This is a genomic window from Kitasatospora paranensis, from assembly GCF_039544005.1.
GTDB classification, from domain to species: Bacteria; Actinomycetota; Actinomycetes; order Streptomycetales; family Streptomycetaceae; genus Kitasatospora; species Kitasatospora paranensis.
In genome coordinates this window covers 1,685,293-1,702,200 of sequence record NZ_BAABKV010000001.1, presented here as the reverse complement: position 1 = coordinate 1,702,200, position 16,908 = coordinate 1,685,293, and the positions used below count along the sequence as shown (strand labels likewise).

Sequence of the window (16,908 nt, the reverse complement as noted above, 5' to 3'; positions counted from 1 at the left end):
GAGTCGGCAGTGCCGGGCGCCTTGGCAATTGTGACCGATTGTCACATCTCGGGAGTGTACGGACCGAATCCCCGGTTCGAGTCGTGGCGGGCGACACCGAGGGTGACCGGTCGGGCTCCTGGAAAAATCGCCGGCCTGCGCATTCTCCGGAAGATTCGCCGGGGAGTTCGGCGGCTCAGCGCGTCAGGTCCAGCAGGGCGGCCATGCCGGCCACCGCCGAGGGTGCGACCCGGTAGTAGACCCAGGTGCCCCGGCGCTCGCTGGTGAGCAGCCCGGCCTCGCGGAGCTTCCTCAGGTGGTGCGAGACGGTCGGCTGGGACACCCCGACGTCCTGGATGTCGCAGACGCAGGCCTCTCCGCCCGGGTGCGAGGCGATCTTCGAGAACAGTCGCAGCCGCACCGGGTCGGCCAGCGCCTTGAACATCGCGGCCATCCGCACCGAATCCTCGACGGACAGCTCGGCGGAGGTGATCGGCGGGCAGCACGGCGCCGCGTCCGGCTCCAGGATCGGCAGCTCCAGGTTCGACATGCGTCTATGTTGACATCCATCGATGCAGTGCGGCAAGCTCGAGATATATCGACGAATGTCGAATCAGCGCGTCCCTGGCCGGCCGACCGCCTTCCTTCACCCGAATCACCCGAATCACCTGGAGGACCGTGATGAGCGAGAACAGCACCGCCCGGCCGCTGCCGATCGTCGTGGTCGGCGCCGGTCCCGTCGGGCTCGCCGCCGCCGCACACCTGATCGAGCAGGGGCTGGACCCGCTCGTGCTGGAGGCCGGCCCCGCCGCCGGCACCGCGGTGCGCCAGTGGGGACACGTCCGGCTGTTCTCGCCCTGGGACGAAGTCGTCGACCTTGCCGCCGTACGGCTCCTCGCCCCCACCGGATGGCGCCGCCCCGACGGCTCGGCCTACCCGACCGGCGCCGACTGGGCCGACCGGTACCTGCAGCCGCTCGCCGACGTCCTCGGTGACCGCGTCCGCTGCAACACCCGGGTCACCGGCGTCGCCCGCGCCGGACGGGACCGGATCGTCGACGCGGGCCGCTCCGAGCAGCCCTGGACCGTCCACGTCAGCACGGCCGACGGAGCGGAGGAGCGCCTCGCGGCACGCGCCGTCATCGACGCCTCCGGCACCTGGTCCACCCCCAACCCGCTCGGCGCCGACGGCCTGCCCGCCCTCGGCGAGCGGGCCGCGAGCGACCGCATCTCCTACCGCATCCCCGATCTGACGGACCCTGCGGTCCGTGCCCGGTACGCGGGGCGCCGCACCGCCGTCGTCGGCACCGGAGCCTCCGCCTTCACCGCCCTCGCCCAACTCGCCGCCCTGGCGCAGGAGGAGAACGGCACCCACGCGGTGTGGGTGCTCCGGCGAGGCGTCACCGGCTCGACCTACGGCGGCGGTGAGGCCGACCGGCTCCCTGCCCGTGGTGCGCTCGGCCTCCGGGCCAAGGCGGCCGTCGAGGCCGGACATGCCAGCACCCTCACCGCCTTCCGCACCGCAGCCGTCGAAGGGGCCGACGGCCGGGTGGTCCTGATCTCCGAGGACGGCCGCCGCAGCGAGCCGCTGGACGAGGTCGTCGTGCTCACCGGTCTGCGCCCGGACCTGTCCTTCCTGTCCGAAGTCCGGCTCGGCCTCGACGAGCGCCTGCAGGCCCCCGCCGCCCTCGCCCCGCTGATCGACCCCAACCAGCACTCCTGCGGCACCGTCTACCCGCACGGCGCCGCCGTGCTCTCCCATCCCGACGGCGAGGTCTACCTGGTCGGCATGAAGTCCTACGGTCGGGCGCCGACCTTCCTCGCCATGACCGGCTACGAGCAGGTCCGCTCCGTCGCCGCCGCCCTCGCCGGCGACCACGAGGCCGCCGCACGGGTCGAGCTGACGCTGCCGGAGACCGGCGTGTGCGGCGGAGCCGGGCTCTTCGACCGGCCCGACGCCGAGCGGGCGGGCGGTGGCGGCTGCTGCTCGGTGCCCGCGGCACCGCAGTTGATCACCCTCGGTGCGGCCGCGGAGAGGGGCGGCTCCCCCTCCGGCTGCTGCTGACCGTGTCGGTGACCGCCGGTCAGGTCGAGCCCCGGCATCAGCGGGTGCGGTGGCCGTGCGGGCCCGGGGCGGCGGGGACGGGAGGGCGAGATGTCCCCTTGGGCTGCGGGAGTTGTTCGCCGGACGCCACCGGGTGGGTCTCCCACCGGCCGGAGACCGGGCGGGCGGCGGGCGCGACCAGTGGGGGATCGACGATCGGGGACGTGACGCCGAGCGGCCCGGTCAGGGACCGCAGCACGGGTTCGGCAAGCGTGATCCAGGGCTGCGCGGTGCCGAGCGCCGCGACGAGCCGGCCCGGACTGGTGAAGGCGACCGCGGTGCGGGCGCCGAGCGGCGTTCGGAAGAGACGGGCGGTGTCGCCCAGCGGTCCCGGCCGGACGGGGACGAGCAGGCGTCCGGCCGGGGCGGGTTCGGAAGGTTCCGGTTCTTCCTCGGTGGTGCAGCGGCAGGTCATGGTGGTCCTCCGAAAGGGTCGGCGGGCCCGACGTGTGGGAGGTGGTCCTCCCCGTCCGTCGGGGCGCAGCAGTGACGGTATCCCCCGGTGGAGTCCTCTTCGGCCGGGCCCTGACACGTCCTTGATCCTGCGAAGGCGCCTCCATGCACGGTGTTGACGTCGATGCGGGCGGGCCCGGTCCGGGCCGGCCCGGTTCCGGGGCCCGGTGTCCGGCCGGTGGGACGTCAAGGGTGTGTCAAGGCAGGTGGCGACGGCGTAGCCGGTGCGTCAAGACCGAGGACGTCCCTCGCGGCGGGGGTTCCACTGGAGGCGGACACCGGCACGCGGATGGGCCGCCCGAAGGCGCCCGGTCGCGTTGCATCCCCGGCTGTCCGCCGCACGGACCGTGCGGGGGCGTCGTTCCGAGGAGAGAACGGTCATGAGTACGACGAAGAGTGTCGCGTCCGCGGGTTCCGGTGCCGTCGACGGCCTTCCCGCCGTCGGTCCGGTGCGCACGGCCGACATCGTGCGGCTTCCCGTGCGCACCGCACTGCCCTGCGCCGGGAACGACGACGGCCCGGTCGCGTCCCCGGACGCCTCCCCGGACGCCGAGTGGCCCGGTCGGTGGACGCGGTGCCACAGCGCGCTCGGGTACGTGGACTGACCGCCGGAGCGGGCCTTGGGCCGTCTCCTGCGGGGCGGACGAGTCGTCCGGCCCACGGTGCCGGGCGTCCCGGTGGTCGGTGCTGCCTGTCCGTCACGACGCCGTGGCCGGACGGCGCGAGGGCGTCCTTCGGCCGGCCAGGAACGGCAGCGGAGCGCCGCTCCGTGCCGTGAGTTCCATGCTCTCCAGCAGGGCCGACGGTGACACCACGAGGACTTCGCATGCTGCGTGGGCACGGCAGTGGCGGGGCACCGACCCGTGCAGGGCATGGTGGAGGCGGCCGTGGCGGCCGCTGCCGACGACCAGCAGGTCGGTGGGCCGGTCGGCCGCCGCGACCAGGGCGCGGCCGGGATCGGAACGGACCACCAGTGGGCGGATCACCAGGTCGTTCGGGTAGCCGCCGAAGGCCTGCTCGAAGACCGTGTCCAGGCGCCGGCTCGCCGCGTGCTCCAGCTCCGAGGCCGGCCGCAGGCCCCTGTCGTCCGCATCCGACCAGGCGATCACCGGCACCAGCGTCGCCCCGCGCCGTCCCGCCTCGTCCACCGCCCGGTACACGGCGGCGAGACTGCTCAGCGAGCCGTTGACGCCGACGACGACCCGAACACCCTCGTTCATGGCAACCTGCCCTCGTTCGAACGCCCGGCCGCCAACCGCGACCCGGCCGACCCGGCCGCCAAACCGGCGACCCGGGCGGGGCCCCGGCGGCCCCGTGTCCATTCGAACCCCGGACAGCTCCCGGCGCCCCGCTCCCTGACGCACGCACTACGCGCCGGGCAGCAACCTTGACGCCGCCTTGACACCGGCGATTGCCGACGCGGGGCCGCGGGGCCCTTCCGCGGCGGCCCCGCTCACGGGTGGACCTCGCGGGCCCGGAAGTCCTCCACGGTCTCGCGCCGGATGAGCAGGCGGGACCGGCCGTCGCGGACGGCGACCAGGGCGGGCCGGCCGACCGGCTTGTAGCCGGGCGCCATGGAGAGCTGGTAGGCGCCCGCGGAGGAGCTCGGCGGGGTTGTCCACCGCGATCCGCCCCACCCGCAGACGCCGCGCCAGGCGCAGCTCTCCCGGACTCTCGGCGTTGCCGTGCCCAGCACCCGCCAGCGGCGTGCCGAACCGGTCGGCGGCATCGGCCAGGGCGACACCGCCGACCGTGAGCTCCCCGCTGCGCTCCAGCAGGGCGGAGGCCGGCCACGGGCTGCCGACGGTGGTGCCGCGGTGCTCGGCGGCGCGGCGCGGACGGACCGGGGTGAGGTTCATACGACGGCGCTCCTTGGGGTGGTCGCAGGGGGAAGCGGTGCCGCCCCGGGGACGAGTCGGCGCAGGACCAGTTCGACCCGGATACGGGCGGCGCCGGCCCGGCGCAGGCCGGCGGCGACCTCACGCAGCTCGCGCCGGTCGACACAGGCCAGATGCAGTTCGAGGTCGGCGTCACCGGCCAGCGCCAGCCCCCACTGCACCGCCGGGATCCGGGCCGCGACCTCCTCGAAGTCCAGCGGCACCGCGCCGTACGTCACCCGGGCCAGCGCCAGCAGCGGACGCTCGGGTGCCCGCCGGGCGGCGGGACCGGCCGAGGTGCCCCGCTGCGCCGGTTCCGGTTCGGGCTCCGGTTCCGGCTCGGACTCCGGGGGAGCGGTGTCTGCACAGGTCACGAGAGGTGCTCCAGGTGACGGAACGGATCCGGGACGGGAGTCCCGCCCCGGGGCTGGACGAGGGGCCGAACAGGACCGACGCTAGGTGGAGCCCGCCCGGTCGGAAGGATCCCTGACGCTGTGTTGACTGCCGGCGGACGATCCCTGACAGGTCCTTGACGCGCGCGGGCGGCCTCCGGCCTGCGGGCGGCCGGGGCGGCGGCCCGCGGGGTGCCCGTCAGGAACGCGTGCGGAACGCCCTCGCCGGCGTCAGGGAGGCGTCAAGGAACGGCCCGCCCGCCGATCCGTGGGATTCGCTGGGAGCAACAGCCGAGCGAACGAGGAACGGATATGACCGGCATCGACGAGGGCCATCACGACGGACGACGGACACGGCGGATCGTCGTCGGTGTCAGCGGATCCCTCGGCAGTCTGGCAGCGCTGCACCGGGCCGTCGACGAGGCCCGCCGCACCGACGCGGAGGTCCTGGCCGTCCTGGCCTGGCTCCCGCAGGGCGGCGAGCACCTCTATCGCCGCGCCCCCTGCCCGCCGCTGCTCACCGCCTGGCAGGAGTCCGCCGCCGCCCGCCTGGGCCAGGCACTGCAGGAGGCCTTCGGCGGTGCCCCCGCCGGCGTCCCGCTGCGCGCCCGGGTGGTGCGCGGCGACGCCGGCCTCGTCCTGGTGCGCGCGGCCGACCGGTCCGACGACCTGCTGGCGGTCGGTGCGGGCAGCGGCGGCCTGCTCCGCCGGGGCCTGCGGCCGTCGGTGACGACGCACTGCGTCAAGCACGCCGCCTGCCCGGTCCTCGCCGTGCCGAAGCCCGCACTCCAGAAGGAGCTGGAGGCCTTCCACCGCCGGAACGTCTGGCACCTGCCGGGCACCCCGGCCGCGATCCACTGAGAGGCAGGCACCGACCATGGACTTCTACTACGCCCGCCCCGGCGGACGCGCGCTGCGGCCGGTGGTGGACCGCCTGCCCGTGAGCATGTCGGGTGCCCTCGCCCTGGTCGCCTTCGCCGTCCTGACCACGGTCATGGCGGCGGTCGGGGAACGGCACGCCGGCGGCATCGTCCTCGCCGCCTTCGCCGCCCTCTGCGCCGTCCTCGGGGCCGTCTCCCGCCCGGCGGCGACGCCGCTGATCGCGGGCGCCGGATGGCTCTTCCTCAACGGATTCGTCGTCCACCGCTACGCCGAACTGGCCTGGGGCGACACGGGAGTGGAGTGCGCGCGGCTCGCTCTGTTCGCCGCCGCCGCCCTCGCGGCCGCGCTGCCGGCGGCACTGCCCCGCCGCAGGATCCGGATGCAGGTCCTGCGCGTGCCCGATCCCGCCCGGGAGAAACGGGAATGACCGGGCGCCACGGCGCTCCGTGGGAGCGGCCCGGGACGGCGGCGTCACCTGCGCGTCAAGGTCGTGTCAGGGCTCGGGCCGGCCGCGTCAGATTCCCGTATGGGTCGGGGGCGGGCCCCCGCGCACCCGACAGGATCGGGGAACGTTCGATTCGTGGAGGACCCCTTCGATGCTCGATGCCACCGGTGCGCAGCAACGGACTGCGGCGCAACCCCCGACACCGGCCCGCGGCCGGCCCGGCAGCGCGACCGGCTGAGCACCCCGGCGGCCTGGCCGCGCTGTCGCTCGACGCGATGATCCACCGCAGCTACGCCCGGATCGGCGAGCGTCTGGAACTCGGCCGCATCCCCGGCCCGGTCACCCGGCAGCGCTCCCTGGTCGTCGTCCCGGTCACCGCCATCACCCGGCTCACCCGTGACGCCCTCTGCGCCGCCGTCTCCCTCGGCGACGAGGTGCTCGCCGTCACCGTCGTCCACACCGCGCCCGACACCGAGGACCGGCAGGCGGCCGGGGTTCCCCCAGCCTCCGGCCGGGGTACCCCCGTCGCCGCGACTGGGAGCTGTGGCGCCCCGGCGTCCCGCTCGTCGAGATCCCCGACGCCCACCGCCGCCTCGGCCGGCCCATCGCGGCGTTCGTCGACCACCTCGGTACGGAGCGCACCTACGACCGCATCACCGTCCTCATCCCCGAGGTCGAACCCGCCCGGCTGTGGCAACGCGCCCTGCAGAACCAGCGCGGCGCCGTGATCGACCGCGCCCTGCGCCGGCACACCGACGCCGCCGTCCGCCGGCTGCGCCTTCGTATGCAGGCGAGTGCATGAAGGGCCCCGCACCCGCCGCGGGCCCGCCCGCCGGAGCCCTCGCGGACCCCAGGGAGGTGACGGCGTGAGCCGCATCCTCGTGGTGAACGACGAACCCGGCATCCTGCGGGCCCTCACGATCAACCTCCACGCGCGCCATTACGCCGTCCTCACCGCGGCCACCGGCGCCGAAGCCCTCGACCTGGCGGGCCGCGTCCTGCCCGAGGCCGTTCTGCTCGACCTCGGACTGCCCGACGCCGACGGCATGGACATCATCGGCAGCCTCCGCGCGTGGAGCTCCGTGCCGATCATCGTGGTGTCCGGACGCGACAACGCCGCCGAGAAGGTCCGGGCGCTGGACGCCGGAGCCGACGACTACCTCACCAAGCCGTTCGTCATGGACGAACTCCTCGCCCGCCTCCGCGCCGTCCTGCGCAGGTCCCCGGTCGAGGCGCCGCCGCTGCGGGCCGTCATCGGCGCCCACGAGGTGGACGTCGCGGCGGCCACCGTCGTCGGCCCCGAGGGACCGGTGCGGCTGACCCCCACCGAGTGGAAGATCCTCACCGTCCTCCTGGCCCGTCCCGGCCGACTCGTCCCCGGCCGGCAGATCCTGCACGACGTCTGGGGGCCCGAGCAGGAGGACCACGGCAACTACCTGCGGGTCTACTTCGCCGGCCTGCGCCGCAAGTTGGAGCGCGACCCCGCGCGGCCGCGTCACCTCGTCACCGAGCCGGGCATCGGCTACCGCTTCGACCCGTGACCCGGCGGGGCACGGGGGTGCCGCTGCACCGCGCGGTCCGGCGCCCCTCGTCCTCGCCCCCGGCCGCCACGTCCAGTGCTCCACAGCCGCGCTCCTCGGCTGCCGATCGGGCCGGGGCGGCGGACAATCGAGGGGTCGGCGGGAGGTGCTGCGGATGAGCGACGTGCCGATCGAGGGCTACGCGATGGTGTCCGACTGCCAGACCGCCGCGCTGATCAGCACGGGCGGCTCGGTCGACTGGCTGTGCATGCCGTGCTTCGACGCCCGGTCGGTGCTGGGCCGCCTCCTGGACGCGGAGGCGGGCCACTGGTCGATCAGGCCGGGGAGGCCTTCACGACCCGGCGTGCCTACCGGGACCGCACGATGGTGCTGCGGACCGACTTCCGGACGGATGCCGGAAGCGTGACCCTGACCGACGCGCTGGCCATGGGGTTCGGCCGGCGCGGACACGACCTCGGCAAGGACGCGCCGCACCTGTTGCTGCGGGTCGCGGAGTGCACCCGGGGCACGGTCGAGCTGGTGGTGGAATTCGCGCCGAGGCCCGAGTACGGCATGATCCGGCCGCTGCTGATCCCGGTCGACGGGGGGATGCGCTGCCACGGCGGGCCGGACTCGCTGTGCCTCTCCTCGCCGGTGCCGTTCGAGATCACCGACCGGGCACGCGGCCGGGTGCGCCTGGCCGCCGGCGACCGGGTGGCCTTCGCCCTCCAGTACACCCCGGCCGGGGGCACGCCCCGGCTGCTGTCCCAGGACGAGATCCAGGCGCTCCTCGACGACACCGTCCTCGCCTGGCAGTCCTGGTCCGAGCTGCACCAGACGTACGAGGGCCGGTGGGAGAAGGAGGTCCGGCACAGCGGCCGTGTGCTCCAGGCGCTCACCTTCCAGCCCACCGGTGCGATCGTCGCGGCGCCCACGACCTCGCTCCCGGAGACCGTCGGAGGGGTCCGCAACTGGGACTACCGGTTCGCCTGGGTACGGGATGCCTCGTTCACCCTCGACGCACTCTGGGTCGCGGCCTGCCCGGACGAGGCGGAAGCCTTCTTCGGCTGGATGGCGCAGGCCGCCGCGAACGATCCCGCACACACCCACGACATGCAGATCATGTTCGGGATCAGGGGTGAACGCGACCTGACGGAACGCGAGTTGGACCACCTCTCCGGGTGGCGGGGCAGCAGGCCGGTCCGGGTCGGCAACGCGGCCTGGCGGCAGCGCCAACTCGACGTCTACGGGGAGCTCCTGGGCGCCGCGCACCGGCTCCGGGCGTACCTGGGCGGCCTCGACCGTCCGACCAGGCAGTTCCTCTCGGGACTGGCCGATCTGGCCGCGGCCCGGTGGACCGAACCGGACCAGGGCATCTGGGAGGTCCGCAGCGGACCGCAGCACTTCGTGTACTCCAAGCTCATGTGCTGGGTCGCCCTGGCCCGCGCGATCGATCTTGCCGAGGATCTCGATGCCGCCGACCGCGTACCCGCGTGGACCCGGTCCCGGGAGGAGATCCGCGCGGCCATCGAGGAGCAGGCCTGGAGCGCGACGGCGGGCGCGTACACGCAGGCGTTCGGCTCCGACCGGCTGGACGCCTCGGTGCTCGTCATGCCGATCGTGGGATTCACCGAGGCCGGGTCGCCCCGCATGCGCGCCACCATCGACGCGATCCGCGACCGCCTCACCAGCCCGAGCGGGCTCGTCTACCGCTACCTGGACACGGACGACGGCCTAGCGGGGGAGGAGGGCACCTTCCTGCTGTGCACGTTCTGGCTGGCCCAGGCGCTCGCGATGGCCGGTGAGACCGAAGCGGCCATCGCGTACTTCGAGCGTGCGGCCGGCGTCGCGAACGACGTCGGCCTGCTGGCCGAGGAGATCGCACCGGACGGCGCGGGCCTGCTGGGCAACTTCCCGCAGGCCTTCAGCCACATCGGCCTCGTCAACGCGGCGTGGGCGATCTCCGAGGCGGAGGCGGCCCGGCGGGCCCACCGGACGAGCTGATCGGCCGGGGCGCCTACCGGTGGCGGGCCCCGGCCCGGGATCAGCGGGCGAGTGAGACGGCGAAGGGCCGGAAGCCCGTTCGGCGCAGGACGTGGGGGACCACGAGGATCATGGCCTCGGTGGCGCGGGCCGTGGTGATGTCGCCCAGGTCCTCGATCCAGGCGGGCTGCCAGCCCAGGTCGCCGAGCAGGCCGGTGACGGTCTTCTTGGCGTGTTCGTCGTTCCCCGAGAGATAGGCGGTCGGCGGGACGGCCAGGATGTCGGGGGCGGTCATGACCGTGAACAGCATGGTGTTGAGGGTCTTGACCACACGGGTGTCGGGGAGGGCAGCCTGGAGGTGCTCCGCGAGGCTGCTGCCTGGGTAGCACAGGTCGCCGGGCAGGCCGTCTGCGGCGTCGCGGGTGGCGTTGGAGACATCGACGAGGATCTTGCCGGCGAGCTCCGTCCGCAGGCCGGCAAGGCGGTCCAGGGCGCTGTCGCCGGGCGTCGCGTTGATCACGATGTCCGCGGTGCGGGCGGTGGTGCGCTGGTCGGCGAAGGCGATGCGCGGGCCGGTGGCTTCGACGGGCGCGGTGGTCTCCCGCATCGGGCTGCGGCGGCCGAGGGTGACGTGGTGTCCGGTGGCGGCGAGCTTGTCGGCGAGGCTCGTGCCGACGCGGCCTGCGCCCAGGATGCCGATACTGGTCATGAGGTGATGGTCCTTCGGTGTCGGTGGGACGAGCGGGGGTGCCAGGGCTTGTCGGACAAGCCCTCGGCTGCTTCGCGGTCAGGCGATCGGGGAGAGAACCTCGAGGGCGGCGGCGTGGAGGCCGGGTGCGGCGGCCAGGAAGTCGCGGCTGCCCGTGTGCCAGGGCTCGCCCGCCAGGTCGGTGACGGTGCCTCCGGCCTCGGAGACCAGCAGGGCACCGGCGACCAGGCCGGAGCGGACGTCGGAGAACTGCCAGAACGCGTCCATGCGTCCGGCCGCGACGTGGATGAGCTGCATCGTGGCGGGAACGGACACCCGTACGACGAGTCCGTTGATCAGCATGGCGGTGACCGAGTCCCCGATCCGTCGGAAGGTGCGCTCGTCCTCGCCGGGCCTGGCCTGACCGGTACCGGTGAGCGCGGCGCCGAGATCGGTCTTGGCGGACACCTTCAGGGGCCGGTCGTCGAGGCGGGCCCCACCACCGGCGACGGCGGTGTAGGTGTCGCCGGTCAGCGGCAGGTGGACGACGGTGAGCACCGGCCGGTTGTCGCGGACCAGGGTGGCGGTCACGGCCCAGTCCGACATGCCGTGGACGTGGTTGATGTTGCCCTCGGCCGGGTCGACGACCCACCACTCCCCGAGCGGGAGCGCGCCGCCGGCCAGCTCGTCCTCGGCCCACTGCGATCCGGGCCGGGCCCGCAGCAGCGGCTCCCGCAGCACGTCCAGCACCGCATCGTCGTTGGCGTGGATCTCCTCGACGATCTCGTCCAGGCTCACGCCCCGGGCGTGCGTGGTGTGGCGGTCGCGCAGCGTGAGGCCGGCGGTCCTCACCGCGGCCACCACGTCGGAGAGGAGCGTCGTGTCGGCGGCGAAAGGCATGGCGATGCTCATGGGGGCTCCTCGGGTCCGATGGGTGCGGGGCGGCTTGTCCGGCGCCCGCCCTCTGAAGGTAGGCTCCCCGGCACTTAACAACAAGTGCATGTCAGTCACTCGTAGAGTGACTCCCATGCAACTGGATCTGAACCTGCTCACGGCCCTGGACGCGCTGCTGGAAGAGGGCAGCGTCGCCGGCGCCGCGGCCCGCCTCCACGTCACCGCACCCGCGATGAGCCGCTCCCTGGGACGCATCCGCAAGGCCACCGGCGACCAGATCCTGGTCCGCACCGGCCGCAGCATGGTCCCCACCACCCGCGCACTCGCCATCCGCGCCCAGGTCCACGCCCTCGTGCAGCAGGCCCACCAACTCCTTTCCGCACAGCAGGAACTCGACCTGACGACGCTGGAACGGGTGTTCACCGTGCGCTGGCACGACGCCCTGGTCGAGGCCTGTGGCACCGCCCTGATCACCGCCGTCCACCGCCGGGCCCCCGGTGTCCAGCTGCGCCTGTCCGCCGAACCCGGCACGGACACACCCGAGTTGCGTCGGGGCGAGGTCGATCTCGAATCCAGCGCCGCCCCGCCGGCGCTCCCCGACATCCGCCACCGCCTCGTCGGCAGGGACCGGCTGGTCGTCGCCGTCCGCCCCGGCCACCCGCTCGCCGAAGGCCCTGAGCCTCGAACGCTACGCCGCCGCCGAACACCTCACCGTCTCGCGGCGCGGACGCCTGCGCGACCGGATCGACGACGCCCTGGCCACGCGCGGCCACGAACGGCGTGTTGTCGCTGCCGGGCCCACCGCCGCCTTCGCCCTGCAACTCGCCTGCGCCACCGACCTCGTGGTCACCCTTCCGGACGCCGTCACCCGCGCGGCCCGGCAGCGGCTCGGCCTGGTCGCGCTGACCCTGCCGCTCCAGATGCCCGACGTCCCCCTGTACCTGCTGTGGCACCAGCGCTACGACGACGACCGTGCCCACACCTGGCTGCGCGAGACGGCAGCCGAGACCGTCCGGACACTCTTCGCGCCGCCGGCCGCCGATCGGTAGGCCGCCGGGTCCCGCTCCCGCGGACCCGAATCCTCGCCCTCCGTCGAGTGCCTCAGCCATGCAGCTGGGGTAATTGCTGTCCCCTGGTAGCAGTGTGACGATCCATCAGGCTCTATGGCATCCCCTCTTGCATTGGTATGGACATGTCGCTTCCCCGCCTCCTACGATGTCCCGGACGTCACCTGAGAGCGCTCTCACCGCATGCCCGCCCCCCACCACAGAAGAGGCAACGACATGAGGCGCAGAACTGCCGCACTCGTCGGCATCACGGCACTGCTCGGAGTGGCCGTCGCGGGCGCGGGCCCGGCCACAGCGGTCGCGGCGAGCCCCCGCGCCGCGTCCGGCCCCGCGGCCCCGCAAGCCGTCGTCGCGGCCATGGCCCACGACCTGGGTCTGACGGAGTCCGCTGCAGCGCACCGGCTGCAACGGGAGGCGGACGCCTCCCGGATCGCGCCGAAGGCGGAACAGGCCGCCGGCACCGCGTTCGGCGGGGCATGGTTCGACGCGGCCGGCGAGAAGCTGGTCGTCGCCGTCACCGCCGCCGATGCTGCGCCGGCTGTCGAGCGCACCGGGGCGAGCACCGTCCTGGTGGCCCACACCAGCAGGGCACTCGACGCGGCCAAGGCCAGGATCGACGCGCTGGCCCGCAGGCAGAAGGCCCCCGCCGGGGTCAGCGGCTGGCGCGTCGACCCCCGCACGAACAGCGTCGTGATCGACGTACGGGCCGGCGCCGCCGAGGATCCCGCCGTCCGCGCCTTCGTCGCCGAGGCGGGAGGGGGCGACAGCGCGGACGTCGTCACGGTGCACCGGGCGGACACCCCGGCTCCGACCACGTTGTCGGCCGGCACCGTCGGAGGCGACCCGTACTACAGCCACGGCATCCGCTGCTCCATAGGCTTCTCGGTCTACGGAGGCTTCATCAGTGCCGGCCACTGCGCCCAGGCGGGGGCGGCCGTCTACGGCTGGGACAACTCCTACATCGGGAACTTCCAGGCCGGCACCTTCCCGGGGAACGACTACTCCTGGGTCAACGTCGGCAGCGGCTGGTGGACCGTCCCCGTCGTGCTGGGCTGGGGCAGCGTCTCCGACGTCCTGGTGCGCGGCTCGGCAGAGGCACCGGTCGGCTCCTCGGTGTGCCGCTCCGGATCGACGACGCACTGGCACTGCGGCACGATCCTCGGCAAGAACGAGACGGTCAACTACAGCCAGGGCAGCGTCTACAACCTGACCGAGACCAATGTGTGCGCGGAACCGGGCGACTCCGGGGTTCCTTCGTCACCGGCGACCAGGCCCAGGGCGTCACCTCCGGCGGCTGGGGCAACTGCAGCTCCGGCGGCGAGACCTGGTTCCAGCCGGTCAATCCCATCCTGGCGGCCTACCACCTCACCCTGCACACCGCCTGACGCCGATCCCTCACGGGGTCACGTACGAGGTGAGCCCCCGCCCCGGCCACTGCGCCGGGGCGGGAGCGGGCGGCCGGGCGAGGGCAGGCACCGGGGTGCGGGTCACCCCTCGCGAGGGCGGTACCGGGACGGCGGGACGCCGACCACCGAGGTGAAGTCGCGGGTGAGGTGGGCCTGGTCGGCGTAGCCGAGATCCGCAGCCAGTGCCGCCCAGTCCGTGGACCCGCTGTCGGCCAGCTGCGCCGCCTCCTGGAGGCGGGCACGGCGCAGCACCCACTTCGGGGAGACGCCGACGTACTCGGCGAACAGGCGTTGCAGGGTGCGCGGCGAGGTCTCGAAGCGGGCGGCGGCCTGTTCGACCCGGACCATGGTGCGATCGGCCGTCATCGCCTCGACCATCGCGGCGACCCGGGCCACGTGCGGGTCCGGCTCGGCCGGGACATGGGTCAGCAGGAAACTCTCGACGAGGGCCACCATCGCGTCCGTGTCCGTGCAGGCGAGGACGCGCGGGCAGAGCTCGTCGGCCCCGGGGCCGAAGACGCCGGCCGCGGGCAGGATGTGGTCGGTCAGCTTCCGGGCCGGGCCGGCGGTGAAGGCGCGGAAGCCGCCGGGGAGGAACCTGACCCCGTGCACCTGGCCCGCCCCGATCAGGCGGCGGGTGAAGATGCCGCGGATCACGCCGTAGACGAGGGGCCCCGACTTCTCCAGGACCAGGTGCACATTGGGGTGAGCGAGGACCTGCTGCTCGTACGGCGGCTGCCCGGTCACGTCCCAGCGGACGATCCAGTGGTACTCCACGTAGGCCGCGAGTCCGGGCCCGGGGGCACGGGCGTGACGGTGAACCGGCTTGCGCCCTCCGCAGGGTGCAGGACACCTCGTCCCACCGTCGGAGGTCTCTGTGCCATGCCCGCATTCTAGGCGTGTCGCGTTTCTTCAAGACCGCGCCGCGCAGCGCCCGTACCGTCGTCTCCATGAACGACAACCCCGAACTGCCGGTGCTCTACACCGGGCTGCGCAACGCCGCCACCGAGACCGTCCGTGTCGTACGCGGCATCCGTGACGAGCCGACCGGGCTGGACGCCGCGACGCCCTCGGCCGAGTGGGACCTGCGCGCGGTCGTGAACCACCTGATCCTGTGGACGGCGCACAACTTCGCGCTGCGCGCGGAGGGCGGTGCGGTCCCGGCCGAGTGGTACGAGCGCGACTTCACCGCCGAGCCCGGCTGGGCCGATGCCTACGCCGAGCAGGTCGACAAGGCGCTGGCCGCCTGGTCCGAGCCGGCGGTCTGGAAGCAGCAGATGCCGATGGGCGACTCCACCGTCCCGGCGGCGGCCATCGCCGGGATGATCCTGCTGGAGTTCACCCTGCACGGCTGGGAGGCCGCGCAGGCCTCCGGCCAGAGCTACCGGCTCGACGAGGCCACCTCCGCAGCGGTGCTCGGCCAGGTCGAGCAGTGGGCCGAGATGTTCCGCCAGTACGACGGCTTCGCGGCACCCGTCCCGATCGCCGACGACGCGCCGACGTTCTCCCGCGCCTTGGCCCTGTCCGGCCGGAAGCGCTGAACGTCCCCTGACCGGTCGGGGGCCGGTCGCCCTTCCGGCCCCCGACGTGCATCGCAGCCGAGATGGCACGTCACAAGCTGTTCACCACGACCACCGGGATGCCGGTCCGCTTCTGCGATCCCGCCGCGGCGTGACTACCCGTCGTCTCCCTTACTGGAGTACGACGGTGACACCGTTTTCGCGGAGGAGGTTCACGGTCTCCTCGAAGTAGGACAGGCCGCCACGGTGGTGCAGGATGTGTCCGGCGAGGGCGCGGCGGGCGATGTCGGCGTGGTGCCAAACGAGGGTGAACGGGGGGACGACGGAGGGGCCGCCGCACAGGCAGTCCGCCACCGAGTCGAGGCATGTCCCGTAGTTCGCGCCAGGGCCGAGCAGGGCTTCCCCGAGCGCCAGCAGCATGCTCGTCCTGCTGGTGACGTGCCGTCCGTCCAGGTCGTACGTCCCGCCGGAGAGGCCGTCCGGCCCGTATGAGCCGATGCGGGTGAGGTCCAGCCACTCGGACTGGCCCTCGGCGTCGAACGGCGCCCACTGGTTGCGCAGGGCGGGAACGCCGTCGGACCACATCTCCCAGACGGGGCGGGCGGCCAGGGTGGGGCGGTCGTCCCCGGGGTCGGAGAAGGTGACGTCGATCAGGATTCCCCGAGGACGGACGGCCGTGCCTCGACGTTGTGCGGGTTGAGGCGGTGCCTGGTCATCGTTCGGCCATGACGGTCGAGGCGCCGGAGCGCGATCGAATCACCCGTCTGCGGAAGGGGATGGCGCAGCAGGGCCAGCAGCGGTTCGGCGGGTTCGCAGCCGATCAGGCGCACGGGCTCGCTCGGCCGCGGGGGCGCGGGGTGAACAGGCCGGCAACGGAGCGGCAGCTGCCCGAAGGCCCGTTCTCCAACAGCGACGGGAGCCACAGGTCGAACCGAGGGCTCGCAGGCAGCTGCTTGCTGCCCCAGAAGTCGTCCTCCCTGACGCCGGTGCCTACGACGATGTCCACGCGCTCGGGATCGCCGGGCGTGGGCCACCGGCCAGGACGGCCGCGTCCTCCAGGTCCCAGATGCGGAACGGCCCGCCGTTCGAGGGGTCCGTGGGCTCGATCGAGAGCGTCCCGTTCCCCAGCAGCCGCACAGGCTGAGCGCTGTCCGTAACGGCCTGGGCCAGCAGGCTCTCACGCGGGCAGCCGCGAAGCGTCAGAATCTCTCGCGACAGCGGAGGCGGGTCCACGAACAGACCCTCGACTTCTGCGCACCGCCCCCACAACACGCCCTCCTCCTCATCGCCGATGTCTTCCCCCACCAGGAGATACCGGACCGGGAAGTCCTGCTTCCACCCCACGTGTTCCTCAGACCGCACGCTTCTCCCTTGTCACCCGGCTGTTGGCGCGCCAACCCTACGGCTCGCTGACACTGGTGCGAGTACTCGCGGGCGTGGACGGACATCGAGCACGCCTGCGGACTGTCCGTCACTGAACCGGAGAAGTCAGCACACGACGAGATGCTCGCGGGCCCGTGGTGGCGGACTGCTCTGACCGCGCGCACGACGACGGTCACCTGACGGCCCGTCATTCTGTCCGCCCGCCCGGCCGCGATTCGGGCCGCCCCGCGCCTCTCGGGAGAGACACGTGCCGTTCCCGCTTCTCGGCAGGCTGCCGATCCTGCCCGTCGCTGCCCCACCCGGCTGCGGGGCGTGC

Annotated in this window: 19 protein-coding genes and 3 pseudogenes; 11 read left to right on the top strand and 11 right to left on the bottom strand. The window is 73.5% G+C overall.

Features of this window, described 5'->3' with window-relative positions; genetic code table 11:
- Positions 1-175 precede the first annotated feature (175 nt).
- Entirely contained in the window at positions 176-529 is a 354-nt protein-coding gene (locus ABEB13_RS08565; protein ID WP_345704986.1) for a metalloregulator ArsR/SmtB family transcription factor, read from the bottom strand.
- Positions 530-660: 131 nt separating this feature from the next.
- Between ABEB13_RS08565 and ABEB13_RS08560 the strand changes: the two genes are divergently transcribed.
- Positions 661-2,043 (top strand): FAD-dependent oxidoreductase, encoded by a 1,383-nt coding sequence (locus ABEB13_RS08560; protein ID WP_345704985.1) that lies wholly within the window; start codon positions 661-663, stop codon positions 2,041-2,043.
- 37 nt (positions 2,044-2,080) lie between these two features.
- On the opposite strand, the gene ABEB13_RS08555 is transcribed toward ABEB13_RS08560, so the two are convergent.
- Positions 2,081-2,497 (bottom strand): SAV_915 family protein, encoded by a 417-nt coding sequence (locus tag ABEB13_RS08555; RefSeq protein WP_345704984.1) that lies wholly within the window; start codon positions 2,495-2,497, stop codon positions 2,081-2,083.
- A 418-nt stretch (positions 2,498-2,915) separates the two neighbouring features.
- On the opposite strand from ABEB13_RS08555, the gene ABEB13_RS08550 reads away from it, so the two are divergent.
- A complete protein-coding gene (locus ABEB13_RS08550; protein ID WP_345704983.1) occupies positions 2,916-3,140 on the top strand; it encodes a hypothetical protein in 225 nt (74 codons plus the stop codon).
- Between the two features lie 93 nt (positions 3,141-3,233).
- Here the strand turns inward: ABEB13_RS08550 and ABEB13_RS08545 are convergent, their stop codons facing one another.
- The 3 genes and pseudogenes from ABEB13_RS08545 to ABEB13_RS08535 form a co-directional block, all read right to left on the bottom strand.
- Positions 3,234-3,755, bottom strand: coding sequence for a universal stress protein (locus ABEB13_RS08545; protein WP_345704982.1), 522 nt, complete (start codon positions 3,753-3,755; stop codon positions 3,234-3,236).
- 233 nt (positions 3,756-3,988) lie between these two features.
- A pseudogene (locus tag ABEB13_RS08540) lies at positions 3,989-4,132 on the bottom strand (diaminopimelate decarboxylase); the annotation flags it as partial.
- A gap of 258 nt (positions 4,133-4,390) precedes the next feature.
- Entirely contained in the window at positions 4,391-4,786 is a 396-nt protein-coding gene (locus tag ABEB13_RS08535) for a hypothetical protein (protein WP_345704981.1), read from the bottom strand.
- A gap of 330 nt (positions 4,787-5,116) precedes the next feature.
- Here ABEB13_RS08535 and ABEB13_RS08530 point away from each other — a divergent pair, with 330 nt between their 5' ends.
- From ABEB13_RS08530 to ABEB13_RS08505, 6 genes are all read left to right on the top strand, one after another.
- Positions 5,117-5,665 carry a universal stress protein gene (locus ABEB13_RS08530; protein WP_345704980.1) on the top strand — a complete coding sequence of 183 codons (549 nt, stop codon included), beginning with the start codon at positions 5,117-5,119 and terminating at the stop codon, positions 5,663-5,665.
- A gap of 16 nt (positions 5,666-5,681) precedes the next feature.
- Entirely contained in the window at positions 5,682-6,113 is a 432-nt protein-coding gene (locus ABEB13_RS08525) for a hypothetical protein (protein ID WP_345704979.1), read from the top strand.
- 185 nt (positions 6,114-6,298) lie between these two features.
- A complete protein-coding gene (locus ABEB13_RS08520; protein WP_425559873.1) occupies positions 6,299-6,859 on the top strand; it encodes a hypothetical protein in 561 nt (186 codons plus the stop codon).
- A gap of 138 nt (positions 6,860-6,997) precedes the next feature.
- Complete coding sequence (locus tag ABEB13_RS08515; RefSeq protein WP_345704978.1) at positions 6,998-7,672, top strand: response regulator; 675 nt, start codon at positions 6,998-7,000, stop codon at positions 7,670-7,672.
- Between the two features lie 154 nt (positions 7,673-7,826).
- Positions 7,827-8,078 (top strand): trehalase-like domain-containing protein, encoded by a 252-nt coding sequence (locus ABEB13_RS08510; protein ID WP_345704977.1) that lies wholly within the window; start codon positions 7,827-7,829, stop codon positions 8,076-8,078.
- On the top strand, positions 8,036-9,655 hold the full coding sequence (locus tag ABEB13_RS08505) for a glycoside hydrolase family 15 protein (protein WP_345704976.1): 1,620 nt from the start codon (positions 8,036-8,038) through the stop codon (positions 9,653-9,655). The genes ABEB13_RS08510 and ABEB13_RS08505 overlap by 43 nt, the downstream gene beginning before the upstream one ends.
- A gap of 40 nt (positions 9,656-9,695) precedes the next feature.
- Here ABEB13_RS08505 and ABEB13_RS08500 read toward each other — a convergent pair whose 3' ends face one another.
- Together ABEB13_RS08500 and ABEB13_RS08495 are read right to left on the bottom strand one after the other, a co-directional pair.
- On the bottom strand, positions 9,696-10,343 hold the full coding sequence (locus ABEB13_RS08500; protein ID WP_380231045.1) for an NADPH-dependent F420 reductase: 648 nt from the start codon (positions 10,341-10,343) through the stop codon (positions 9,696-9,698).
- Between the two features lie 78 nt (positions 10,344-10,421).
- The gene (locus tag ABEB13_RS08495; protein WP_345704975.1) at positions 10,422-11,234 is read right to left on the bottom strand and encodes an inositol monophosphatase family protein; all 813 of its coding nucleotides are present in this window, start codon (positions 11,232-11,234) and stop codon (positions 10,422-10,424) included.
- Here ABEB13_RS08495 and ABEB13_RS08490 point away from each other — a divergent pair.
- Positions 11,221-12,265, top strand: a pseudogene (locus ABEB13_RS08490) (LysR family transcriptional regulator). The gene ABEB13_RS08495 and the pseudogene ABEB13_RS08490 overlap by 14 nt on opposite strands.
- A 234-nt stretch (positions 12,266-12,499) precedes the next feature.
- Positions 12,500-13,668 (top strand): annotated as a pseudogene (locus tag ABEB13_RS08485) (S1 family peptidase).
- A 102-nt stretch (positions 13,669-13,770) separates the two neighbouring features.
- On the opposite strand, the gene ABEB13_RS08480 reads toward ABEB13_RS08485, so the two are convergent.
- Positions 13,771-14,466, bottom strand: coding sequence for a helix-turn-helix domain-containing protein (locus ABEB13_RS08480; protein WP_345704974.1), 696 nt, complete (start codon positions 14,464-14,466; stop codon positions 13,771-13,773).
- 122 nt (positions 14,467-14,588) lie between these two features.
- On the opposite strand from ABEB13_RS08480, the gene ABEB13_RS08475 reads away from it, so the two are divergent.
- The gene (locus tag ABEB13_RS08475; protein ID WP_345704973.1) at positions 14,589-15,230 is read left to right on the top strand and encodes a TIGR03086 family metal-binding protein; all 642 of its coding nucleotides are present in this window, start codon (positions 14,589-14,591) and stop codon (positions 15,228-15,230) included.
- Positions 15,231-15,380: 150 nt separating this feature from the next.
- On the opposite strand, the gene ABEB13_RS08470 is transcribed toward ABEB13_RS08475, so the two are convergent.
- The 3 genes from ABEB13_RS08470 to ABEB13_RS08460 form a co-directional block, all read right to left on the bottom strand.
- Positions 15,381-15,794, bottom strand: coding sequence for a barstar family protein (locus tag ABEB13_RS08470; protein ID WP_345704972.1), 414 nt, complete (start codon positions 15,792-15,794; stop codon positions 15,381-15,383).
- 65 nt (positions 15,795-15,859) lie between these two features.
- On the bottom strand, positions 15,860-16,039 hold the full coding sequence (locus tag ABEB13_RS08465) for a hypothetical protein (RefSeq protein ID WP_345704971.1): 180 nt from the start codon (positions 16,037-16,039) through the stop codon (positions 15,860-15,862).
- Between the two features lie 160 nt (positions 16,040-16,199).
- Entirely contained in the window at positions 16,200-16,553 is a 354-nt protein-coding gene (locus tag ABEB13_RS08460; protein WP_345704970.1) for a hypothetical protein, read from the bottom strand.
- Between the last annotated feature and the right edge of the window lie 355 nt (positions 16,554-16,908).